23 protein-coding genes are annotated in these 23,979 nt (G+C 44.9%); 10 read left to right on the plus strand and 13 right to left on the minus strand.

All coding sequences use genetic code 11. The features are described from left to right. Positions 1–15 precede the first annotated feature (15 nt). On the plus strand, positions 16–1,071 hold the full coding sequence (locus tag ACFQ1C_RS04765) for an alpha/beta fold hydrolase (RefSeq protein WP_379557392.1): 1,056 nt from the start codon (positions 16–18) through the stop codon (positions 1,069–1,071). A gap of 154 nt (positions 1,072–1,225) precedes the next feature. Here ACFQ1C_RS04765 and ACFQ1C_RS04770 read toward each other — a convergent pair whose 3' ends face one another. Continuing rightward, positions 1,226–1,357, minus strand: coding sequence for a hypothetical protein (locus ACFQ1C_RS04770; protein WP_379557393.1), 132 nt, complete (start codon positions 1,355–1,357; stop codon positions 1,226–1,228). A 54-nt stretch (positions 1,358–1,411) separates the two neighbouring features. Between ACFQ1C_RS04770 and ACFQ1C_RS04775 the strand changes: the two genes are divergently transcribed. After that, positions 1,412–2,503 carry an anhydro-N-acetylmuramic acid kinase gene (locus ACFQ1C_RS04775; protein WP_379557394.1) on the plus strand — a complete coding sequence of 364 codons (1,092 nt, stop codon included), beginning with the start codon at positions 1,412–1,414 and terminating at the stop codon, positions 2,501–2,503. A 479-nt stretch (positions 2,504–2,982) separates the two neighbouring features. Continuing rightward, positions 2,983–3,903: an N-acetylmuramic acid 6-phosphate etherase gene (gene murQ / locus ACFQ1C_RS04780; protein WP_379557395.1), complete on the plus strand. Its 921-nt coding sequence runs from the start codon at positions 2,983–2,985 to the stop codon at positions 3,901–3,903. A gap of 186 nt (positions 3,904–4,089) precedes the next feature. On the opposite strand, the gene ACFQ1C_RS04785 is transcribed toward murQ, so the two are convergent. Continuing rightward, complete coding sequence (locus ACFQ1C_RS04785; protein WP_379557396.1) at positions 4,090–4,407, minus strand: hypothetical protein; 318 nt, start codon at positions 4,405–4,407, stop codon at positions 4,090–4,092. A gap of 175 nt (positions 4,408–4,582) precedes the next feature. Here ACFQ1C_RS04785 and ACFQ1C_RS04790 point away from each other — a divergent pair, with 175 nt between their 5' ends. Continuing rightward, positions 4,583–5,458, plus strand: a complete 876-nt coding sequence (locus ACFQ1C_RS04790) for an aldo/keto reductase (RefSeq protein ID WP_379557397.1) — start codon at positions 4,583–4,585, stop codon at positions 5,456–5,458. A 21-nt stretch (positions 5,459–5,479) separates the two neighbouring features. Here ACFQ1C_RS04790 and ACFQ1C_RS04795 read toward each other — a convergent pair whose 3' ends face one another. From ACFQ1C_RS04795 to ACFQ1C_RS04820, 6 genes are all read right to left on the minus strand, one after another. Continuing rightward, positions 5,480–7,540: an ABC transporter permease gene (locus ACFQ1C_RS04795; RefSeq protein WP_379557398.1), complete on the minus strand. Its 2,061-nt coding sequence runs from the start codon at positions 7,538–7,540 to the stop codon at positions 5,480–5,482. After that, the gene (locus ACFQ1C_RS04800; RefSeq protein WP_379557399.1) at positions 7,540–8,610 is read right to left on the minus strand and encodes a quaternary amine ABC transporter ATP-binding protein; all 1,071 of its coding nucleotides are present in this window, start codon (positions 8,608–8,610) and stop codon (positions 7,540–7,542) included. The genes ACFQ1C_RS04795 and ACFQ1C_RS04800 overlap by 1 nt, the downstream gene beginning before the upstream one ends. 251 nt (positions 8,611–8,861) lie before the next feature. Next, the gene (locus ACFQ1C_RS04805) at positions 8,862–9,791 is read right to left on the minus strand and encodes an ABC transporter substrate-binding protein (RefSeq protein WP_379557400.1); all 930 of its coding nucleotides are present in this window, start codon (positions 9,789–9,791) and stop codon (positions 8,862–8,864) included. A 202-nt stretch (positions 9,792–9,993) separates the two neighbouring features. Next, complete coding sequence (locus ACFQ1C_RS04810) at positions 9,994–10,119, minus strand: hypothetical protein (RefSeq protein ID WP_379557401.1); 126 nt, start codon at positions 10,117–10,119, stop codon at positions 9,994–9,996. 703 nt (positions 10,120–10,822) lie between these two features. Then, positions 10,823–12,205: a DEAD/DEAH box helicase gene (locus ACFQ1C_RS04815; RefSeq protein ID WP_379557402.1), complete on the minus strand. Its 1,383-nt coding sequence runs from the start codon at positions 12,203–12,205 to the stop codon at positions 10,823–10,825. Continuing rightward, positions 12,202–12,780 carry a hypothetical protein gene (locus ACFQ1C_RS04820; RefSeq protein WP_379557403.1) on the minus strand — a complete coding sequence of 193 codons (579 nt, stop codon included), beginning with the start codon at positions 12,778–12,780 and terminating at the stop codon, positions 12,202–12,204. The genes ACFQ1C_RS04815 and ACFQ1C_RS04820 overlap by 4 nt, the downstream gene beginning before the upstream one ends. A gap of 108 nt (positions 12,781–12,888) precedes the next feature. On the opposite strand from ACFQ1C_RS04820, the gene ACFQ1C_RS04825 reads away from it, so the two are divergent. From ACFQ1C_RS04825 to ACFQ1C_RS04850, 6 genes are all read left to right on the plus strand, one after another. Continuing rightward, positions 12,889–13,113, plus strand: coding sequence for a helix-turn-helix domain-containing protein (locus tag ACFQ1C_RS04825; RefSeq protein WP_379557405.1), 225 nt, complete (start codon positions 12,889–12,891; stop codon positions 13,111–13,113). A gap of 631 nt (positions 13,114–13,744) precedes the next feature. Beyond that, positions 13,745–14,005: a hypothetical protein gene (locus tag ACFQ1C_RS04830; protein ID WP_379557406.1), complete on the plus strand. Its 261-nt coding sequence runs from the start codon at positions 13,745–13,747 to the stop codon at positions 14,003–14,005. Then, positions 13,978–14,241, plus strand: a complete 264-nt coding sequence (locus ACFQ1C_RS04835) for a hypothetical protein (RefSeq protein WP_379557407.1) — start codon at positions 13,978–13,980, stop codon at positions 14,239–14,241. The genes ACFQ1C_RS04830 and ACFQ1C_RS04835 overlap by 28 nt, the downstream gene beginning before the upstream one ends. 141 nt (positions 14,242–14,382) lie before the next feature. Continuing rightward, on the plus strand, positions 14,383–14,802 hold the full coding sequence (locus ACFQ1C_RS04840) for a hypothetical protein (RefSeq protein WP_179806617.1): 420 nt from the start codon (positions 14,383–14,385) through the stop codon (positions 14,800–14,802). Positions 14,803–14,898: 96 nt separating this feature from the next. Next, positions 14,899–15,246, plus strand: a complete 348-nt coding sequence (locus ACFQ1C_RS04845) for a hypothetical protein (protein ID WP_379557408.1) — start codon at positions 14,899–14,901, stop codon at positions 15,244–15,246. Between the two features lie 380 nt (positions 15,247–15,626). Then, entirely contained in the window at positions 15,627–16,757 is a 1,131-nt protein-coding gene (locus ACFQ1C_RS04850) for an ISAs1 family transposase (RefSeq protein ID WP_379557464.1), read from the plus strand. Positions 16,758–16,898: 141 nt separating this feature from the next. Here ACFQ1C_RS04850 and ACFQ1C_RS04855 read toward each other — a convergent pair whose 3' ends face one another. Genes ACFQ1C_RS04855 through ACFQ1C_RS04875 form a run of 5 tightly spaced genes read right to left on the minus strand, consistent with a single transcriptional unit; the run spans position 16,899 to position 23,887 of the window. Continuing rightward, complete coding sequence (locus tag ACFQ1C_RS04855) at positions 16,899–18,023, minus strand: hypothetical protein (RefSeq protein WP_379557409.1); 1,125 nt, start codon at positions 18,021–18,023, stop codon at positions 16,899–16,901. A 29-nt stretch (positions 18,024–18,052) separates the two neighbouring features. After that, complete coding sequence (locus tag ACFQ1C_RS04860; RefSeq protein WP_379557410.1) at positions 18,053–19,465, minus strand: TnsD family Tn7-like transposition protein; 1,413 nt, start codon at positions 19,463–19,465, stop codon at positions 18,053–18,055. 18 nt (positions 19,466–19,483) lie between these two features. Next, positions 19,484–20,932, minus strand: a complete 1,449-nt coding sequence (locus ACFQ1C_RS04865; RefSeq protein ID WP_379557411.1) for an ATP-binding protein — start codon at positions 20,930–20,932, stop codon at positions 19,484–19,486. Next, positions 20,929–23,076, minus strand: a complete 2,148-nt coding sequence (locus ACFQ1C_RS04870; RefSeq protein ID WP_379557412.1) for a transposase — start codon at positions 23,074–23,076, stop codon at positions 20,929–20,931. The genes ACFQ1C_RS04865 and ACFQ1C_RS04870 overlap by 4 nt, the downstream gene beginning before the upstream one ends. Next, positions 23,066–23,887: a TnsA endonuclease N-terminal domain-containing protein gene (locus ACFQ1C_RS04875; protein ID WP_379557413.1), complete on the minus strand. Its 822-nt coding sequence runs from the start codon at positions 23,885–23,887 to the stop codon at positions 23,066–23,068. Before ACFQ1C_RS04875 ends, ACFQ1C_RS04870 begins: the two co-directional genes overlap by 11 nt. Positions 23,888–23,979 lie beyond the last annotated feature (92 nt).

The following is a 23,979-nucleotide window of genomic DNA, read 5'->3' on the forward strand; positions in this document are numbered from 1 at the left end:
CGTTCGGAGCCTTATATGCTTGCCCGCCTGTTACTGATCGGAATGTGCCTGCTGATGAATGTTGCCACTGCCTCCCCCTCCCTGACGACTGAATCTGAACTTAGCGACCTAGGGCTATCTGGGCTTGATGCCTATTGGCAGCAACAAGCAGAACAAGGCATATTTAATGGCTTCGACGGCTTAGCCCTCCCCTACGCTAAGCTCATTAACAGCCAGCATCAAAAAGCCATTATATTGGTGAATGGTCGCACCGAAACCTACCTGAAATATCAAGAACTGGCGCGAGATTTATTCAATAACGGCTATAACGTGTACCTTTATGATCACCGCGGCCAAGGGCTGGCACCTCGGCTACTACAAGATACCCAAATAGGTTATGTGGCCGACTTTGACGACTACGTGCAAGATTTAGAGCAATTTGTGCAGCAAGTGGTATTGCAAGACCATGTAGATAGCCTCTATTTACTGTCTCACTCTATGGGCGGCACTATTTCGGCGCTGTGGCTTAGCCAAACGCATGTGCGACTACAAGCCGCCGCGCTGTCATCCCCCATGATGGGCATTTACCACAAGCCGCTGCCTCGCTGGCTGGTTAGTGGCCTACTCTCTTTATTTGATAACGGCTGCCGCTGGCTAGGTCATACTGCTTGTTACGCTCCGGGCCAAGCCGATTATGAAAACGTGCTGTTTAAAGATAACGTGCTTACTCACAGCGAAGGTCGCTATCAACTGTTTCGGGATTTATATCAGCAGCAGCCTCAAGTACAGCTGGGCGGCGTGAGTATTCACTGGTTAAAACAGGCTTTATTAGCAGGTGATAAGGCGATAGCGCAGGCTGGGCGCATCACTATTCCGCTGTTGGTATTGCAGGCAGGTAACGATGTGGTGGTGGATAACAGCGCACAAAATGTCTTTTGTCAGGCCTTGGCTCATTGTAATGGCGGGCAACCTAAGGTCATTAACAAAGCGTCGCACGAGCTATTTATTGAGCGCGATAACTTGCGTCAGCCTGCACTAGAGGCGACCTTATCTTTCTTCGAACAATACGAAAAAAACAGCGGTAAGCCGTAAGCCGTCAGTTAAAAACAACACTAAGCTGAATACCAAGACTCTGACTTTCGACAAGGTCTGGGCTTTGGTGTTATCGGTGGTTTACAGCTGCCCAAAGGGCTTGTGTTGCCGCCTTCTTATTTATGGAGCCATACCTCATGCGTCGTACTTCATGTTATTTGTTCTCTTTATTAGGTTTAGTTCTCACCTTAACCGCCTGTAGTACTCCCCCAGCGCCACCTAAGCCCATGCCAGTAACGGTGCCCGCTCCTAAGCCTGAGCCACCGAAGAATGAGGCCATTAGCATGCCAGAGCACTCCATCCAACCTTTGCCGAGTGACTGGTAGTGCAAGGTTCAAATATGGAATTATTTATTGGCATTATGTCGGGCACCAGCCTAGATGGCATAGATGCCGTGTTGGTCGCCACCAACGGCCAACAAGCTGAACTCAAAGCCAGCACTAGCCGCCCGTTTGCCGAAAATCTGCGCCAGCGGCTGCTAAATTTAGCCGCAGGCCACGCCATTACCGCCAAGCAATGGGGCGAGCTAGATACCGAACTGGGCCAAGCCTATGCCGATATAGTGCTACAACTATTGGCAGAGTCTGGCATCTCAGCCACACAGGTGCGCGCTATTGGCTGCCATGGTCAAACCGTGTGGCACCAACCCCTCGGCCAGCTGCCGTTTTCACTGCAGCTGGGTGATGCAAATCGACTGGCCGCGCAAACTGGCATAGTGGCGATTAACGATTTTCGCCGTAAAGACATGGCCTTAGGTGGCCAAGGGGCGCCTCTGGTGCCGGCCTTTCATCAACAGGTGTTAGGCAACACTAAACATATGCGCATTGTGGTCAATATTGGCGGCATCGCCAACATTACGGTGCTGGCCCCCGGACAAGCGGCACTTGGTTACGACGTAGGCCCCGGCAATATGCTAATGGACCTGTGGTGCAAGCAGCACCGTGGTCAAGCTTTTGATAAAGACGCCGCTTTTGGTCTGCAAGGTCAGGTTAACTCAGCCCTGTTGGCCAACTTGCTGACCGAGCCTTGGCTGGCATTGCCCGCCCCTAAAAGTACCGGTCGCGAGCTGTTTGACGAGGCTTGGTTAGTCGCCCGCCTACCCGCCGCTATATCGGCAGCAGATGTACAGGCTACCTTGGCCGAATTTAGTGCCTGTGCCATTGCCAACGAGGTTGCTAAGTGGCCCGCCGGCGAGCTACTGGTATGTGGCGGTGGCGGTCATAATCCGTTATTAATGCGTCGTTTAAGTGCCCTGCTACCCAATTGGCGTGTAGACACCACCAACAGTGCAGGGGTAGACATGGACGCCATGGAAGCCATGGCCTTCGCGTGGCTGGCCCATCAAACATGGCATGGCCTGCCAGGCAACCTCCCCGCCGTCACCGGCGCCAGTCGCCCCGCTATTTTAGGCGCCATTCATTTACCGGGTTGAATCCCCTTAGGAGAGCGCTAAGCCGTACGCTATAAGCTGAGGGCCACTGAAAAACATGAACAAACATAAAACCTATTTCGCCACGCTTCTTTGTTGCGAGAGTCGCAGAACCCACGGAAAAATAGGGATCAGATCTGAAAAGATATTATATTAGTAAGATCTATCTATGCTGTTTTGTAAGGTTTCATGCTTTAGGCAAGAGCATTATACCCCTTTTGAATTGTGCCTTAGTTCTTGGTCCAATGAATTGGACCCTACAGAGATCGGTGTTTGTCTGAACTGATCGTTTACAGCTGGTGGCTTAAAGCTCTGTTTTAGCTCTTACCAATAAGATCTCTTGGCACTTTTCGCTATTATCTCAGCTTAATTTTTCCGTGTTCTTCCGTGGATTCCGTGGCGAGAACATCTTTAGGCTTGAGGTTTAGTGTTATCTCGTCCTCTTTACGCTTCATTCTTCACGCCCTTTTAAGGAGCATTAAATGCCCACCTCAAGCTTACTGAACGACTTGGCCAAACTTGCCTCCGAAGGGCGTAATCCCGACACCCTGCATATCGACCGCCAGTCTACACTCGACATGCTGACCACCATTAATAACCAAGATAAGCAGGTGCCAGAAGCGATTGCCCGTGTGCTGCCCGCCATTGCCACTGCGGTTGATAAAATAGTGGTGGCATTTCAGCAAGGGGGGCGACTTATTTATATGGGTGCGGGTACCAGTGGGCGGTTGGGCGTGTTGGACGCCTCTGAATGTCCGCCCACGTTTAGTGTGCCAGCAGACATGGTGGTCGCCTTAATTGCTGGTGGGCCAGAGGCGATGTTTCGGGCTCAAGAAGGGGCCGAAGATAATACACAATTAGGCGCAGACGACTTACGACAGCTGGCACTCACAGACAAAGATGTAGTGGTCGGCATTGCCGCCAGTGGCCGCACCCCCTACGTGCTGGGCGGCCTGCACTATGCTCGAAGTGTCGGCGCAACCACGGTAGCGCTGGCTTGCAACAGTGGCTCGGCCATCGGCATGGCGGCAGACATTGCCATTGAGCCACAAGTGGGCCCAGAAGTGATTACCGGCTCTACACGGTTGAAGTCTGGCACCGCGCAAAAGCTGGTGCTCAATATGCTAAGTACCGCCAGCATGATCCGCATTGGTAAGGTCTATCAAAACCTAATGGTGGACTTAAATGCCAGCAACTTAAAGCTGCAAGCCCGCGCGCAACGCATTGTAATGCAGGCCACCGAGACAAACGAAACCCAAGCAGCCGAAGCTTTGGCGGCGGCAGATAACAACGTAAAACTGGCAATATTAATGCAGCTGTCTGGGTTAGATAAAACCACCGCACAGGCGCAATTAGCGCAGCACCAAGGGGTATTAAGCAAAGCTGTAAGCCGTCAGCCATAAGCTAGCAGTTAAAGATAACAATAACACCAAGCGCCTTGCCCAACATAAAACCAGCCGTCACCCTGACGAAAGTCAGGATCTTATTCGGGGTGCATGCGCAAGCCAGCACAATGGGAAAGTCGCTGCCCGAAGGGCCAGTGTTGGTGTTGTTCTGTCAGCTTACGGCTTAAAGCTTACCGCTGTCTTTTAAGGATCTTCGCTAAGCTGGGCACGCAGTTTTTCTTCGCGGCGCAAATACCAATTGGCTTTAAATGTCGTCCACCAATCTTGCGACAGCTCGCCGCCGTAGGCTTCAAGTAGCTCAATCACCCGATCTAGGGTCAACACCGCCGCGTCGTATTCAATTTCTAACCACTGCTTGCGCACCACCACTTTAGACACGCCGACTTCGCTATTAAACTCTTTGGCCAGCAACTCTATTTGTAGCTGATTAAGATTATCTAACCGTAAGCGTCGCCTTACCGGAACAAGCTCGGCATGGTCATCATTACCCGATGTAGTCATTTTCTGCTCCTTGCGTGCTTTTTACTTACTTTTTATTTTAGTGAAAACGGTGAGTCTAACTATGGCTAACCCCATGTGAAAGCCCAAGCCTCGGCGTTGCAATGCGTAGTCTGCTCAGTCAACATATTGGCTTAGTACACACACAAAATCATCTACAACATTTTAAGAGGTCATCATGGTCGCTACCGTTACGCTTAAAGCAACCACTACCGAGCCTGCCGTTACGTTACCCGCCATTGGGCAGGGATCTTGGTATATGGGCGAGGGACTGGCCCCACACCGCGATGAGGTGCGCGCCATTCAGCAAGGGCTAGACTTGGGGCTGACCTTGGTGGATACCGCCGAGATGTATGCCGACGGTGGGGCCGAAGAAGTGGTGGGTGATGCACTAAAAGGCCGACGCGAGCAGGCATTTTTAGTCTCTAAGGTGTATCCGTGGAATGCGGGTAAACGCAGTGCTATTCAAGCCTGTGAAGCCAGTTTGCAGCGCTTAGGTACCGACTACCTAGATATGTATCTGCTGCACTGGCCCGGCAGTATCGCGCTAGAAGAAACCCTAGCCGCCTTTGAACAGCTACGCGCCGATGGCAAAATAAAACGCTTTGGCATTTCTAATTTTGACTTAGATGAAGCCCAAGAGTGGCATGCCTTAAGCGGCCAAGACACCGCCGTTAACCAAGTGCTGTATCACCTAGGCTCTCGTGGCATCGAGCATTCGCTACGCCCTTGGCAGCGTCAGCAAGATGTTGTCACCATGGGTTACTGCCCGTTAGCGCAAGGTGGCAGCCTGCGCCAGGGTTTGCTCTCCCACCCCGAGCTGCAAGCTGTGGCCAGTGAGCTAAAGATCAGTGTGCCGCAATTACTACTAGCCTGGGCCATTCGCCCCGTCGACGGCCAACGCGACTTAATTGCCATCCCTAAAGCCGTGCAGCCACTGCATGTACAGCAAAATGCCGAAGCACTCAACATTTTGCTAAACGACGATGCCCTAGCCCGACTGGATGCCGTCTTTCCTGCGCCCAGCCGCAAAACATCACTGGATATTGTTTAATAGCGCCCGGCACACTTGCTGTTAAGCGACCCCTAACACTTTCTTACGCTGCTCTGCCCACGTATGAATCAAATGGTCGACTGCCAAGCCAATAAAGGCAACGCATAAGCCGAGCACAATCCCTTGGCCCATACCGTTGGCTTGTGACAACGACTGCATGATCAACTGACCTAAGTCGTCGGTGCCAATAAAGGCGCCGATGATAATCATAAACAACGAAAAAATGACAGTTTGGTTTATACCCAACATAATGTGTGGGAACGCCAACGGTAGCTCAATTTTTAATAAGCGCTGTGTGCGATTAACCCCAGACATGGAACCTGCTTCTTGCAAGGTTTGGGGTACGTTACTCAAGCCTTCTACCGTATAACGTGTAGCTGGGATAGTAGCGTATACAATCACCGCAATTAGCACGGATAAGTCACTCACACCAAACAACATGATCACCGGAATTAAGTAAACGAACGAGGGAAATGTTTGAAAGGTGTCACACACCAACAAAATAGCTTTAGTGGCTCGAGGGCTTCGAGAGCATAAGATGCCCACACTGCACCCAATAATAACGGACACGATCACGGCAAAGGTAGCCATATAGGCGGTAATAAGAGCACGATCCCACCAAGGTGTTAACGCAATAAAGCCAATAAAAGCCGTGACCACCACCGCAGAGCGCAGGCCGCCAACGATGTAACCGGTGCCTGCAACCAGGAACAAGGTAGCAGCGACAGGCATCGACAAATAAGCCTCTTTCATCGGCATCAAAATTGAAGTGGTCATAAAAAAGCTAAAGCTTTGCACACTGTCATAAGTGTTGGTGATTATCCAGTCAACAATAAAGTCCCAAAATGTTCCGGTCGTTAACCCCTGTGATTCATGAATGAAGTAGAGGTAGTTAGCCTTGTCTGGGAAAACCATTGACGCACCATAGGCAATAACCGAGGTGAAGATCAAAATCCCTAAGAAGGCTAGCGAATGCTTGTGTCGCAAATGAAAGGGCAAGTCAGCAAAGTAATCAACCTGCTTTTTAGCCCAGGCCATGGATAACTTATCCAATACCACCGCAATCAATACAATAGACACACCCAGCTCTAGGGCCTGGCCTATCTTGAGCATGTTCAATGACACCAGCAAGTCGTAGCCCAACCCTCTTGCGCCAATAAAAGAGGCAATTACGGCCATGGCCAAACATTGCATGATGACCTGGTTAATACCGATCAAAATGTCATGGCGTGCCGTAGGAATAAGCACTCTAAACATCAGTTGGCGTGAGCTGCAGCCACTCATCATGCCGGCCTCCAACACTTCTGGAGAGACTTTTTTAAGGCCTAAAATAGTTAAGCGAATCATGGGGGGGGTGGCAAAAATAACCGTTGAAATAGCACCCGCATGGTCACCAATGCCAAAGAATACCACCACTGGGATTAAGTAAGAGAAGTGTGGCATAGATTGAGCCACGTTTAATAGTGGCGCCAAGAAGGCCTCAAAAGTTTTGTTCTTAAAGGCAATAATACCTAACGCTAACCCCAGAAAAACCGATAACGGCACCGCCACCAAGACAAAGGATAAGGTTTGCATGGCGGGTGTCCACTGACCAAATACAGCAATATAAATGGTGCTGGCACCCGCTAAAATGGCCAGCTTACGACCACCAAGATAATGGCCGAGTAAAAAGGTACCAGCAGCCACTGCAGTCCACGGCAGTGCTGGGATCCGAGCCCACTCGTGTTCGCTAATAAAGTCCCAACTAGTAAAAGCCACCACGGTTTTCACGCCACCTAATAGCAGTTCACGAATCAAATTAATGCTAAAGAGGATCACGCCAGACAAGCCGCGAGTAAACTCTGTCATCATGGTCGATTCTTCGGTTAGATCTAACTCAGCATCGTAAATATCCACCACCCACCAGTCATTGATGAGGAACTTAAGTCCGTCATTAATCACGTCGGGCAACCGCCAAAACTGCGTTTCTTGTAGGCGCCATAAGTTGCCACCGGTGGCCGGATCAATGACCATTATAAGGGCAAAAAATACCGCAAATAAGGCGACGAACTGAGTCCATTTATGTTCGGTAAAATATTGCATTAGGCTTGACTCACGACTTCGTTATTAACTGGCGTGCTGTTAGCGTCACCAAACAAAACTTGTATTATGGCCTTGCTATTTAATACGCCAACAATCTTGCCTTGGGCATCAGTGACGGCTATCGGCTTTTGCTCGGTTAGCACGAATTCGGCTACGGTGTCGATAATGGCATCTTGAGATACCATAATGTCACTCACCTCTGCAGCGGCATCATATTTTTCCATGATGGTTTGGCAAGAGAGCACACGCTCGCGTGGCACTTCACGGGTGAATTTGGCGACGTATTCCGTGGCGGGGTTGAGTATGATATTGGCGGGAGTGTCTATTTGTACGATAGCGCCGTCTTTCATAATCGCGATGCGGTCGGCAAGGCGTAGCGCTTCGTCAAAATCGTGAGTGACGAATAAGATGGTTTTATTTAATACACTTTGTAAACGTAAGAACTCGTCTTGCATTTCTTTACGGATCAAAGGGTCTAGAGCTGAAAATGGCTCATCGAGGAACCAAATATCAGGCTCAACAGCCAATGAGCGAGCAATGCCGACTCGTTGTTGCTGTCCGCCAGAGAGCTGGCGCGGAAAGTAATTTTCGCGACCGGTGAGGCCGACTAAGCTGACCATATCTAGCGCACGATTCATGCTGTCGCTAGTGCTAATACCTTTCACTTCTAATGGAAAGGCAATGTTTTCTAGCACGGTTTTGTGAGGCTGAAGGGCAAAGCTTTGGAATACCATGCCCATCTTATTACGACGAATATTGATGAGTTCTTTTTCATTCATGGCAAGCAGGTCTTCGCCATCAATAAAAATATCGCCTGCAGTGGTGTCGATGAGTCGTGCAATGCAACGCAAGAGGGTCGATTTCCCAGAGCCTGATAGGCCCATGACGACCAGCATTTCACCTTTGTGCACTTCAAAAGAGGCATTATTAACGCCAATGACACATCCTGCTTTTAATAATGATGCGGTTTCTACTTTTCCGCCTGACTGTTTCAACATTTTTACCGCGTTGGTGCCAAAAATTTTATAAACAGACTCACACTTAATGACCGGCTGAGGTGGTGTTGACATAATTAAATCCTTGTAAAAAAAGAGGTGCTAAAACAATGTGTTTTTTGGCACTAGATCAATGGATATGTCGGACTAACAAGCACAATAGATTATTGGGTCACTGAGTTATCTACTCTGCTGTCACTGTGAAAGAACAGACCAAATAAATAGAGACCTTGGCTAAAGGCAGCATCAAGGTCTCTGTTGTTGTGTTAAATAACGACCCAAAAGGCCTCACTTGAATACGAATAACTCAAGTGAGGGGAGTTGGCTTACAGCCAGCTTTTCCACGTTGCTTCGTTGTCAGCTAGCCATTTAGCAGCGGCTGCTTCGTGGCTCATGCCATCGATGTCAACCAATGCCGCCATATTGCCGATATCGCTTTTAGTAAAGGAGATGTTGTTAAAGACCTTGTAAGCTGCTGGCCATTTTTTAGGCATTTGATAATAAGCCGCCTTCTTCAACCAACCTGCTGGTGGAGAACCACACTTGCCATCACCGCCATCGGACTTCTTACAGCCATCACTGTACTTGGGGAATTCAACGAAGCTGCCACCGTCACCGGCATCAGTGAAGTTAGGTGACCAGTTAAATACCACCACGGCACGCTTATCTTTAGCGGCGGACGCTAGTTCGGCCCAAAGTGCACCAGAAGATCCGGCAAACTTAGCGGTAAAGTTCATATCCAGAGCTTCGATACGGTCTAGGGTTTCTTGACCATGCCAGTCCATCGGGCCGTCTAGATAACGGCCTTTGCCGCCACTACCTGCGGTTGCGAACAGATCGGCACAACCGTTTAGGGCTTCCCAAGAAGGTAAGCCTGGGCATAGTTCGCCTACATACGCAGGATACCACCACTCTTCTTGAGTCTTTGCCGCGTGCATGCCCACATCAATGATGCCGCCCGCGTCTAACGCGTTATTAAACGATTTACCAAAAGTGGACTCCCACACTTCGTGAGAAATAGTGACGTCACCGTTACGAATTGATTCATAGACCGCTTGGCTATCAGCGGGTACGTAAGAAACATTGTTGCCAATGCTTTCAAAAATACCACCAATCACATACGCCATTGTGATTTGGCTGGTCCAGTTATGGGTAGGTATTACAATAGGCTCTTTAGAGTCTGCTTGGGCTAGCGTAGCGCCAAGCAAGAGTGAACTCGCTAGCGCAGCAGTCGCGAGTGTGTTTAAAAATTTCATCTACATCTCCGGATGGTCTTGTTATCAGCAGGTAATCATTATTACCTTGCGTTTAAAGCTTAGTTACAAAGGTGCGTGCTTGGTACAGGACAAAGCCAATGAGCACGATAATGACGGCGACGGCGAGCATATCGGACGGCGGCGCCAAGATAGGTTAGTCAGTGTGCAGTGTGACGCGAGGTGAAGCACAAACACGCCTGACTCATGCGCACTCCTGTGCCGGCTGGTATTGCTCTTCCTGAAGGAAGGTTTTCAGATGTTGATTAAAAGTACGTAATTGAATCTGGCCGCTCGGGCCTGCGCCTAGAATGGCAACGTTAAAGCTCATAATGACTCCTATTTTCAGGCGATATATCGAGCGTCAGGCTAGTTTTGCCCTCACGACGATTAAACGCGAAAAAGAGTGCAGCTCGTCCCGATAACGGTCGAACTATCAAGCTCTGTAGTGACGCCAACTAAGGTAGAATTTACCTATGGCGCAATATGATGATGGCTACATCTGTAGATAAAACAGAAGGCCAAGGTAGACAGGCTACCGGTGAAGCGCGAGGTCTCGAGAAAACACTTGAAGGAAGCGCTCGAACTGGTTAAGCAGAAGAAAAATACTTGGTAACTCGTATGCCAGAACCGACACAGTAACACATCTCAGCTGTCAGCGCTTTTTGAGACCTAAGGCCGCTCGGTTGGATCGGAGCAATTCGAACCGCTGAACGGCTCAATCACTCGAAACCGTGTCTTTTGCAATATCGACGATTAAGCCGCCACCAACTAGTTGGTATTATCCGAGTTGGCGGACCTAAAAGAGGTGCTCTCTACACCCTTCGTTTGGAGTTTTTTTAACTAAACACTCAAAATTCACAATTTATGTGCACTGACAATAAAGTTTGTACACTAACTCCATTTGTGACAATAAAGTTTGTACACTAAAAACGTAATGATGTGACCGATGGAAACTTTGAGACTCTATCTAGTAGAGTCACAAAAACTGATTAAGATGACTTTATCAAACTGCCTTTGTCGCCAGAAACTGCTCAATAAATAGCGAGTAATTTCTGGCGATAATACTGTGAAAAGCTTATTTGATAGGTAGTTGAAGATACTTCATTCAACGGTAATCCACTTCCTGCACCAACTTCTATAGAATTCCTTAAAGTATTTTTATCTACAATGCCGCCAATAATCCCCAACTTGCCAACCCCGATATCAGAAGATACCTCCGGTTCTTGAACGTAACTTAGGACCGCTAGGTCATCGGGAAGATCCTCTGCGATACGCTGAGAGAATCGTTTGAGAACAGGCTCAGCTAAGACAAACAGCCATGCTTGATTATCAGCCTTTCCTACACGCCGCAGAATCCTCCCTAGCACCTGCCGATAATGCAACTCTGTGCGAATACGACTGAAATAACAGCAAACCTGTAAACGAGGAATGTCTGTTCCTTCACTGATCATTCCGACAGCAACAATCCAGCGACACTCGCTAGCTCTAAACTCATTGATTACCTGCTGAGCATTCGGAGTTTTATTCGTGACGACTCGAAAGCTTTCTCCCATAGTCTGGAGTACACATGCAACTTTATGCGCATGCTCTATGTTAGTAGCGACTATCAATCCGGCTGCATCAGCTTTGTACTTTCTAACTTCGTCGAGCTTCGCACACCCTAAACTAAGCAGCTGATTAAGCACATCATCGTGACAAAGTAGATCTTCATAAGACACCGAAGAACCACGCAAAAGCTGTGCAATACTGGGGAACATCTTGACTGTACTATCGTTCTCAAGTGTTTCCGTTACTTTCATCATTTGGTTATCAAGAAGAACAATTCGAGGAGACCGGCAAACACTATCTGCTATGGCCTCTTTCAGTCCATAACGATAATCACAGATCAAACGCCCCTCCGGCGTTGAGTAACGAGCCAATGCAATAGCTCTATCATCTGAACGCCATGGAGTACCAGATAACGCCAGTGTAAAGGCTGCTTTCTCCTGTATTTTCTGAAGAATCTGCTTACCCCAAGCATTGCTAAAAACCAGATCATGACCAGCACAATGATGAATTTCATCGAATACAGCAAATACACGGCAATCATCTAATAGCCCCCAGAAGGAATCGTCTAGGTGCTCCATAGCTTGGTAAGTACAGGCAGCACCAACAGCACCAATCAAACCATCCAGTCTTTTACCAAGAACCGTCGAAAAAGTGGAACGGAACCCATCCACAACTTGACACGATGGTGCAAAACAAAGCACAAGATCTATCTTATCTTGCAACAGCAGCTCTCGGGCTAATTCCGCAGCCATCCGAGTTTTACCCGCACCAGGAGTGGCTTGGCAAAAGAAATGTTGCGTCTGAGCATATTGTTGTAAAGCAGCTTCAATACAACGCTTTTGCCAATCTCTCAGGGGGCTTTTCACGCTAATATCTCAAGGTTTTTTAGCGTTTTTTCAATGGCGCGCACATGCCCCAAAAGTCGGGAACTGCGATCTCTTGCTTCTAGGTAGTCGTCTTCAATCTGGTTCTTGAGCTGTGGCATATCATCAAGGATAAGCTTGTAACCCTCTGCTTCCCCTACCGAAGAAAGGAAGTCTAGCCGGGTTTCCTTGAGCCGTCTTTCTAACTGTCGAGCAGTAACAGTGAAGTGAGTTTCTGGCAGTGGTGGGTGGACAGCCTGCTCCTGCTCAGGATCAATGTTGAAATTGCTCTCAAATCCGTTGTCTACAAGACGAAGCTTTAGACTATTTGGCATTGGTCGTAAGTGATAAACCTGCCCAAATCTTTTTCTCTCCTCATCGAGAGTCAGCCACCCTAAACGCAGCATACGGCGTATCTGTTCATATACATATCTACGTACATCTGTCAGAAGAAAGCTTTTCTCACTCAGATACTGTGCATAACCGTCGCGTAGCTCGCGAGTAGTAAATTTCCTATATTCCTCTCGCTGAAACAGCTCATACAGCCGCTTGTCAAAAGGATACAAATTCGATTTCATGCGAGTACCTGTAGAAATATACGTGGAATAGACAGTTGCGGATTATAATCCGTGGCTCATGCATCCGCAAACATTGGATAGTGCCGCCTCACAAGAATCGAGGCGGTTATGGAAAAGCTGGCAAAAGCGTTGGGGAAAAACATTCGAGCGCAGAGGAAAGAGAAAGGTTTTTCTCAAGATGCCTTAGCACTCGTGTGTGGAGTAGATAGGAGCTATATGGGGCGTATTGAGCGAGGAGAAGTCAACATCACTGTTGAGAAACTGTACCGGTTGGCAAGCACACTTGCATGCGAACCAGCTTCCTTACTACCATCGTTGTCATCACTTGATTGATAAACGCTCGTTAAACGAGATGCAAACCGGCCTTATATCCACTTACTTACCTTTATTTATATATTTCAGCTGCGGCATGTAGTAGTTCATGCTGGGGCTCTTCTTCCATTCGGCAGCCTGCAGCGTCATAATAGAGCGGTTTCATATGATTCTAGCTGGGTGATATAGACCAGCCTCAAAACAGGGAAGATAAGAGGCAAGGTCGTCCACAAGGCTCGGGCGGTAGCGTGTCTGTTACAGGAAAATGCTGCTGATTGTAGCCTGGTGAAAAAACAGTATTTTCGAGCCTGGCTGTGATATTTACATTTTGATGAAAGCGGAACTATACGACAGTTGTCGCAGAACGGTATGATTTTGGATCTACAAAGCTTACAAAGCACTGAAAAATATAGAATAGTTGATGTGAGTGTAAAATGGTTAAGCGAGCAGACATCTTGCGTGGAAAACGACATTTGACGCTTATTCCCCGAGTCACCACTTTATGGTGCCTTAAGCTTTTGATAAAAATAAAATTTTTATGATGATATTTGTGCCTCAGCGGAATAAATGCTTTTTGCATAGATGTCATTTGTCGTTGAATTAGCGTTATGCGCCTTACAACCTTTAGGTAAAACCGAAATGGACTTCACGAATGAACAAGATTTCAACTAACAAACTTTTCAGTTCCAGCCTCAAGCTCTGGCAAAACCCCAAGCAACTTTTATCGCTGGCAGCTTTTTATTGGCTCGGCTTTTCGGGTATGCTGTTTTCAAAATTAACAAACGTCCAAACTGCGCATAACAAGTTTGGTCTGCATCGCTTCGCTGGACTGTCGCTTCGCTCCAGCCGCAGCCAAGGGCGTTATAACGTAAGGAGAGATCATCGATGGATAGTCGAAAACAAGATAAGCTAGGGCTTACAGTACAAAAGGGGATGTTGAGATTTGTTCTCGTTATTGGAGTGTTGGGTTGGGGAATACCGACTGCTATTCTATTTTCTATAATTCAGCATTTTACTGGTACCCCTCAAACTATAAATATCGTTGCTTTATCTCTGGTTTTATTTTCAGTTGGTGGGCTTTTTTGGGGGGCTACCATGTGGTGGTTTGTAAAATCTCAATACAAAAAAGTGACTTCTGCAAGGTTATAACAAAGCCAGCAATACGACAGCTTTTTCGTCGCTTTTTTTGTGGCGAAAAAGACTGCCACAAAAAAATCAACTGCAAAGCTGCGCATTCTGGCGGCGTTAGGTGTATATTAGCTCGATGAAAATTAGGAGTATATTAGCTCGATGAAAATATTGCTATCCCTTTTGGCTCTTGTTGCATTATCTGTTGAAGCGGATGAGTGTTCGATGAATACGCCCGAGCAAACATTAGAGTGCTACGGTGAATATACTAGAGCCAAAGATGTAGACTCGCTAAAAACAATCTACTGGGAGCTTAAATCGTTTCACTTTTCAGACAAGGTTCTAGAAGAATCTGCATATAAAGTCATTGAAAGAAAAGTCTATGAAAAAGACCTAGAACTAGGCGGCGCATTGTCTGAAGTTCCACTTTGGGCAAAGAAGGGGAACGTGGAGCTTATATCAGAGCAATCTACGAATGGTGCTAAAAATACATACAGCCATATATTCAGAAAGATAAACGACAAATGGTATATGGTTGGACATAGTGCCCACGGTGTTGATGACTTCGATGAAGATTGGTAAACACCTAACAAAGCCAGCCAGTGTCGCCAGCAAGCTGGCTGGACTCGTTTCACTCGCCCCTGCTGGCAGGCGTTATGTTTCATTGAGAGAGTTTGCATGATTGCACTATTTTTAATTTGTATATTATTGTATTTCGCCTTGGCTGCGGTAGCCTATATTTTCGCTAGAAGACGGAACGCTATTTACTGGAGTGATCTTGCTCTTCCCATAGTTGTAGTTGGTGAGTGGATTGCAGTTACGGCATCAGGTTACGGGCACCAAAGCTTAAGTCAGGTTATAGAGGTTCCTATTGCACTTTTATTTTCGCTTGTGGCGTTTAATTTGAGAGTTTTTGTCGCTGATAAATTTATGCCTAATTATAAGATTAATTCATATATTGTCTTGGCGCTGTCAATATTATTTGTCTTACTCTTACGAACTTTTATGCCGTTGTTACCCGAGTAAAAATGTTAAAACATAACAAGCACATTAAAAATCGCCCTGTGGGCTGGACGTCGCTAACGCGCCGCCTTTTATGTGGGCGTTAAATGCCCTGAGGTGTTTTATCTAACCCATGAAGTTAAAAAAGTTACTGAATCACTCTTTCATAATTGAGTTTGAAAAACTGTTAAAGACCGATTTCGAAAGAGAGTTGTTCTTACAGGGCAAGATCATGAAGAACCCTTATATGACGGGGCTTAGCGCGCTACTATTTTTTAAAGTAGCGGCCACTTTGTACCCTATTATGGCTATTGATTACAGATAAATGAGCGAATTAAATGATCGCTTTGACGATCAACTCTAGCTGTGATCATATACTGTCTTTTCAATGTGAGATTATCACCATGAATGGACTCAGCCTGTTGGACCACCTCTCAATCATCCATGACCCTCGCCAGCAGTGGAAAGTAGAGCATAAGCTGTCGAATATTCTCTTTCTCGCTATTGTTGCGGTGATAGGTGGAGCGGAAGGCTGGGAAGAAATCCAAGATTTTGGTGTTGATCATTTTGACTGGTTGCAACAGTACGGTGATTTCGACAATGGTATTCCCGTGCACGATACCATCGCTCGTGTGATGGACATGATCTCAGCTAAACAGTTACAAAAGAGCTTTGCTACGTGGATGAGAGACTGCCATATAGCGACCGAAGGTGAAGTGATTGCTATCGACGGTAAAACCTTGCGTGGTACTTACGACAAGGGGCGCAGGCAAGGAATGATCCACATGGTGAGTGCCTTTAGTGCCGCTAATCAGGTGGTGCTGGGACAAGTTAAAACGGCAGAGAAAAGTAATGAGATCACTGCCATTCCAAAGCTGCTAGAGCTGCTGAATATCAGAGGTTGCTTAGTCACCATCGATGCAATGGGTTGCCAGAAAGCCATCGCCAAGAAGGTGCTAAATAAAGATGCAGACTACCTGCTGTCGGTCAAAAGCAACCAGCCAAGCCTGGAAGCCGCGTTTGATAATTACTTTAAACTAGAGATGCTGCAGAGTGATGAAGGTGATACTTACAGCACAAAAGAGCAAGGGCATGGGCGAGTAGAAACGAGATTATGCCTGGTTAATGACGACCTCTCAGTGCTAGGTGACCTTGAGTTTGAATGGCCGGAGTTAAAGACGATGGGCATTGTGGCTGCGATACGCCAAGAGAAAGGCCAGCCGGCGACGGACATCTCCATTCGTTACTATATTAGCTCAGCAAAATTAACGTCCAAGCAGCTGTTGGAAGCGAGCCGAGCACATTGGTCCATCGAATCTCAACTGCACTGGCGACTTGATGTTGGGATGAGCGAAGACAATTGTCGGATCAGACGTGATGAAGCAGGCGAGAACTTTGCTGCGATCCGCCATATCGCATTTAACTTACTGAATTCCGACACTAGTTTTAAAGCCGGCCTCAAACGTAAGCAAAAACGGGCGGGTCGAAATAGTGACTACCTAGCGCGAGTCCTTATGGGGCAAGGGGTTTCGTAATCTTGCCCTGCGGCCTGCCCCTACCCTGGTTCTTGCGAAGCCTTGCTACAACTGTATTTCTTGGTGAAAAGATGTAGGACACTGTTCAATAACACCATAAAGATCAAAACCGCTGCGTTAAACTACTCCTAATTTATTTTTCTAGTCTTTACTTATAACTTCAAGCTCCATTGGACTCCATAAGTCACTACCGAACGGACTCAGTGGGTCTTGCTGCAAAACTATTCTTAATAATGAATATGAATTACTTACTAAATATTTTATATTCCGATCATAATTCTCTATAACCTCTAAATCTTTACGCCCTCTTAAACTACAAGATTTAAATTTACAAATAGAACAAGACTCTTCTTTTCTTTTTGTAATTAGTTCCCGTAGGACTCCCTGCTTTCTAGGTCCAATCTGCACTTTAACTACTTCGACGTGCTGTTCAAAGAATTTATCAAGTAAATTTTGATTAAAATGTTTCAAGAGCATATAAACTTTAGTTAAATAATATTTAGATTTGGAAGAAAAGTCTTTTTTAACAGAGACAAACCTACAATATTTCAACATTTCTTTTCTAGAAATTACTCGATATAAGTCATTATTAAAAGAGGACTCATTAGTTGAAACCCACTTAGCAAAAAAATTAAAAACACATTGACTGGCTTTAATAGGAAAAAAATAAGCAGCAAAGGGATCATCCCATGATAAAAAACTTGGTTTTTTTGTATCTTGAACTTGAAAAGAAGCCTCTGGTGTATTCCCTCCCATTACATCAGCCACCCAACTTAAACTACTATAAAAGCCTTTAAGAGGAAGTTCCTTTAGAGGCTCATTGTGTATTATACAGTATGAATAGAAAGACCAGATATTTTTAAAATATCCATAACCAAACCTCTTAATACTTTCTTTAATACAAAGTTCACAGAATACAATTGGCCCTGAAGTCTTATACGTTCCAGTGGAATTACGATTTGAAAAAAACACATTTGATATTTTATTTGTATAACTTGTAGCACAATCAAATAGTTGATTCCCTACATTATTAACTACTTCTTTTATATCTATGATTTCTAATAACTCATGATCAGGCAGCGTTCTAAAAATATGCTCCGCCTCTTTATTCACGAATGGGGAATCAACCCAACCTCCTTTTAAGCTAATCACCCCGAAAGGCTTAGAACTTGGGGAGTATAATAGTTGATTCCGTAATAAAAAACCGTGTAATGACTCATCGTATGGTGCGTTATCTTCGACTTCTACTTCCGTAATTATATTCATAAAAAATTTCATCTTTATTTTATATTAATTTATCTAGTTCTACCTATAGGTTTTTTCGACTTCGGCAGAACTGCCTCTAGCCAGCCTCTATCATTTAGATATAACCAAAAAAACTCAGCATTACATTGTACCTTTATCTGTTGCCGTATAGCTTTAGGATAACTCTGACGATATCTTAATATTTTAACTCGACAACGGCGGCGTTTAGACTCCCAGTGGCACAATTTACGGCGATCCACCATACCGTGCGTACTGGAAATCACTTGTTCAACCGAGCCTATACCAATACCGCAGCGCTTTGAAATCGCTTTTCTGTGCACGCCTGCATGAGCTAGGCGCAGTATACAGTGCTTGCATTCATCGGTCAGAGCCCGAGGTTTAGTTTCTATTGGAATAGCGTTAAGCAGAGCTAGGCGTTTCAGATAACAACGACTCTTTCCGGTAATACGATAAATTTCGGCTAGGGAGTGGCTTTCTCTTAGTAACGCCAGACACTTAAGCTCAACAATCCGTAGTTTCTTTGAACTCTTAAGTTTATTGCTTTCAGAAGCACTCGAAGAAGAGTGTGTACGTTTAAACAGGTCTTGCGGCTGATTATAAAGCCAGCATGAAAAGAGCAGGTGCCGGAATGGATGACGGCTGCTTTCTGGCTCCAGTAGCTGAGAAATATAACGATAATCCCGGTCATTACGGGGAAGATCGGTATCAAAGGCTGGCCGATACAAACCTGCAACCGCCATAAATTCCTTCATAACTCCCTCACGACGAACTCTGCCATGTGCTGTGATAAACCCCAATTCAGACAGCCTATGCCTGTATACCGATGCAAGATCTAATTGGCCCATATCTCTGCTGTTGAGCTGTAACAGTTCATAAGCAAAGCGGGCTACCCGCACCTCCACTTCTGCTGCCGGAACTACCGCATCTGTATGCGAAGGCAGGCATCCTGCCATCACTCTCTGCCGACTCACCAAGAGCATTCTGTGTAGCAACACGGGATGGAACGGACAGGCTGTTAATCCAGGGATTTGATGAGTCCTATGCCAATATGCCACACCAAGCTCCTTCAACTCTTTACCGGCACAGACTGGGCACCATTTCAGACAAAGCGTATGTCTGGAGCTAAAAGAGGCAAGCTGGCTGTATCTGAACGCTTTCGCACCTTCGCAAGCCAGCATCAACCGCTTTAGCTGAGCAGCATGCTTGGGCATGAACAGAAAAAAAAGTGGAGCAAGTGTTTGCTCATTAATAATTCTGTCTTTATTTTCATCAATCAGTGCGGCTAGCTGCTCAATACCTGCTGGCAGAAAAGGATGTACTGATACCCTGTCCTTTCCAAAAGCCTTTTCCGTGAACTCAACTATGTGTACACCGTACATTGTCACGTAACGGTTAAGCCGACTAAGTAAAAGTTCATCTGGAAATGGCTTCGGGACTTTCATATATTCACCACCGCGACACTAAGAAAATTTTTCTAACGGATCTTCACAAAGTACCATTTTAGCTCTCAACATCTCTAATGGATCATCTTCAGTAGCTGCACGTTGAAATAAATCCATATCTTCAATAAGTGGATAGAGATCTTCAGTTTTTTGCAATTTATTGATTGTAAAAAGAAACTCTGGGTGGTGTGGCCTAGTTAAGTCTCCAGGAATGGCCAGAAGGGTTCCGGCGTTGTTCAACAACATATCTTGTTTAGAAGCGCTTTCATCGGCGAGCTTTGGTGTTGCAACTTCTGGTTTTTTTCTCTTAAGAACAGAAACAGCTAGCTCTCTTCTTATCTCATCAGCAATATTCTTTGAAGCTTTAACGGCAATAGTTGCTGCATGTTCAAGTACCGCTGACGTAATCCGTTCATCTTCAGTACCAATAATATAGCGCTGGGCCTCACGAAAAATCCTGACAGCCAAATCCATATTACCTACTGATAGTTCGTATAGTTTGTTGTTCAGACTAGAAGTCAGTGACGTTTTGACGTTAGTCCATTGTAGCTCCCATAACTCGTCAATAAACAGAGCCCAAACTTCATCATTTTCCATCAAATCAAAGTCGAAATATCCGTTACTCTCAGCTCTTCTTGCGGTTTTAAGTGTCTTACTCAACAATTGATTAAAAGGAGGGTTTGCACAAAAAAGTATTGGAATTCCAAGGTTATTGACAAGATTATGAATGAAAGCAAGAAGTCGATCGGCGCCTCCTGTTTTAGCAAGGTTAAGGTTCTGCATCTCATCTATAATCAAAACACCCAGAAAGCTTGATTTAATACGCGCCTCTATTTGATCAATTAGAAGAGGGATGGTTCGAGCTTTCACAGTAGGCTCAATCCCCATTTTAAAATCCAACTCTCTAATAATTTTATGGCACAAAGCTCTAACACTGGAGTCCTCTGGGCAATCCACTTTTATCCACACGACCTGGCGAAGAGGGATAGGCATACCGCTATAACGAATGTGCATAATACTATCTGGAAAATGACTAAGTATTTGTTCCAGCATGCAGGTTTTTCCTACACCACTTTCTCCAATAACGGTAATACCACAACCCTTTGCTTGAAAATATCCCGTTCTAGGTGCTACACCTGTAAGCTCACTCACAGGATAATGCAAATAGTTCATAGTTGTAGGTGATAGAGGGTTTTTTGCAGAATAACCTTCCTTTATAGCAATTTCGATAGCTCTGAAACAGTCAAAATATATAGGAAGTGGTTGCCTTAGTGCTTTCAACCTAGTTAAATATTCTAATCTATGAGAAGGTTCTAACTTCATTTCTTCTGAAGAATGCGGTGGGTAGAAGCTGAGCGCATGGACTAAGTCATCATCACTCAGTTTAATCGGCAAAGCTTCAATTAATGGATTACCACGATGTTCAGGAAGTATAGCTGAATTATATTTCGCTTCTTCATGTCTCATTTATCAGAATCCTTCTTTCTTTTAAGGATAGAAACGACTTTTTTCTTACGTAATTCTGATACTTGATTGACGGAAGTGTCGTTTGCCATTAAATTATCGTCGCAAACAATATTTTCATAAACTCTGGCATCTAATATAAAATTTCTTCTTCTAGTCTTCATATCACGAATTCTGTCTATTTTTTTAATCGGTTTAGGTAACTCTTTAACTTCTCGCTTTGCGTTATCAATTATTGAATTTCTTCTATTATTAACTTCAATAGAACTACTCGATACTTTCGGCTTGTTTTTTTCAATTTTCTTCCAGTCTTCAAAGTACAAAACATCTGCTCTATGACGTCCTTCAAAGATTGATGATCTCGGCATTATCTTACATCTGGTGAAGCCTTCATAAGGCTGTAAACGTACATAAATGAAAGAAGCATCATCACTGTCAATCCGAGACTCCATCTTCCAACGTCCGTTATTACGCGCAATAGTCTTCCAGTCTTCAAACTCAGAGCGGTCGCACTCGTAATACATATCGTCACTAAGCCTGATACCCTTACTAGTCATAGAAACATATATAGCAGGTAACAATTTTGCTCTAATTTCAGCTTCATCAGCTTTATTAAGTGCATGCAAATGTTTTTTAAGATGGACAGTCCAGTAGTTAAGAGGCGTAGGGCTAAGTTCTGACTCAATTAACAATGTAGTTTGAACAGCAAGCGCATCAAGAACTCTGTTGTTTTGTTTTAGTACATCTTCGATGATCATTTTGTACACTTCTTTCAAAGTGTGTACCGCCTCCATCCTTGGGTCTTTATCACCACGTATATAATTTATACCTCTCGTAGTGCCCATTAAATCATGAATTAACTCTTCATTTAAAGTATGGAACTTATGTTCTACTATTCCTTTTTTATCTGCGCTGTATGGTGAAGCAAAACTTAGATGCCCAATCAATGGAACAGCAAGTTCTTCTGCCTTTTTACAAATAAATTCTCCGCGGTCACATAACAGACGTTGTGGTATATGGTAGCAAGGCCAGTCTTCATCGTTTATTTCAATATCATAGTGCGCACAAAATGTTTTTTTTGAAGTGAAACTGTTAACTAATGCCTGACGACCAGCTCTCCACGATGCATATTCCATTGAAACATGAATACCTACAACCATTTTACTTTCTTTATCAACAACATAGTATAGTGTTGGTCTTCCAATAACCTGGTTCCGATTAAACTCAGAAACAATATGAACATCCAGGACGGTTGCATCCAACTCAAAGTAACTTCCAGGCACTTCAGAATGATCTGTAGCAGCGCCACGAAGACCACGTTTATTTCGCTGAAAGTCGCCTTTATTCGTTCTTTTTCTTATCATTTCTGACTCAGGCACCAGCTTTTTTATCCAGTATCTAAACACGCTTAAATTGGGGACTATAGGAGCTCTGTTTTCTTGTTCTGCCTGTAATATTTCATCAGCGTAAAGCTCATTGAGCATCTTGTCATAAACACGGCTAATAGCTGTAGGACGACCTTTCAGCCCATATTTTTTAATAGCCTTAAGAAATTTTTTCTTATCATCTTCCGTCGTGTTTTTCCCTGAGGGTGGTATCATACCAAGTGTCGATAAATGGACTGGTGCACCACGCTTTTTAACCCCTGCCAAACGAGGCTCTCCCGGACCACCAGAATTCTTATAAGCCGGTACCAGTGCGTTAATATCCTGACCATAACGCCAGTATTGATTAAGTACCCGATAAATTTTTTGTACGTAAGTACCCTTGCTCTTAGCATGAGCAGGCAATATTCCACAACGCTGATTTAGCACTATATTAAATAAAAAATCAGGCTCTAAAACCAACTCTTTAATTAAATCAAAGTGCTCGTTTCGTTTTTCAATGTATGCTTTTGGTATATCGCTTTCACTAACCAGCTGGTAAAATGGCAGATCGAATACAGATGATTTTATTCCTTCTCTTTTAAACATTTTCGAGAACAGCTTAATACTTACCCCAACCGGCCTCTGTAACTTTTTATTACTTGACATATTGAACAATATAAATAAATCATCACCTTTATAGCTAGCTAGAAGGCGATATAGCCCATCATCCAGACCATCAACATCTTTCACATCCCAGGTACTGTTTATCTCAAATTGCATACAGTTCACCTCCTGCGTGCTTATTAATACCTATAACATTCAGTATACCTGTATCTGCGATCGGATTATTAAAGTCTACCAACAGCATCTTTTTTTCAATCAGCACTTTTACTATTACCAAAGCATCATCATGGTCAACACCCAGCTCATTAACAAAGGCGTTGCACAGCGGCTCAATAAAAGTTAGACCTTCATTCATAAAATTTAACGCCGAAAAAAGAAGATCACTATCAAATTTTCGCCCTTGCCTAACAGGGGAAGTTGCCCATTGAATATTTTTTGACTGTATTTTATTTTTATTCGTCATAGTAAAAAGATGAAAAGTTATCCCTTGTAACTCCCACCAGACTCTTTCTATATCAAGCTTCTCGGCAGCACGTTTATTATTAAGTTGAGCTTCAGGTTTAACACTTACAGCTTCATACCATGTTCTTACGCCATCGGAGCAGGTAAGTAGAAAATCTGTAGTCATGACGTTGGGAGTTTTAGTACCGGGGACGATGGGATGTTTTACACCCAACACACTGGAGATTCTTACTGATAAATCTAACGGTAAAAGAGGAAACTGTTCACGAATATCAACAACTGAGTCAGAAAACTCAGCTAAATAGAAGAAGCAACTCTCGTGTTCAGAGAGAGTATGATGCTCTCGGTTAACTTTAAGCCCTTGAATCTTAGCGCTATTACCTTGTGATGCAACATCCTGCACCCGTATCCAAGGCTTGTAACTGTCTCCCTCACTCAAACCATAGCGGTTTTTGAGTGCACGTTTAAAGTCTTCCGTTGTTTGTAGTTTTCTTCGTCCAGCCAAGACGCTTAGCTCCGTTGTGCCATATTGGAGCTAAGTATAGAACAGTGTACAAACTTTATTGTCACAAAATCGCTTTATGTACAAACTTTTTC

Origin of the sequence: Oceanisphaera ostreae, assembly GCF_042676125.1 — a bacterium.
GTDB lineage: Bacteria > Pseudomonadota > Gammaproteobacteria > Enterobacterales > Aeromonadaceae > Oceanimonas > Oceanimonas ostreae.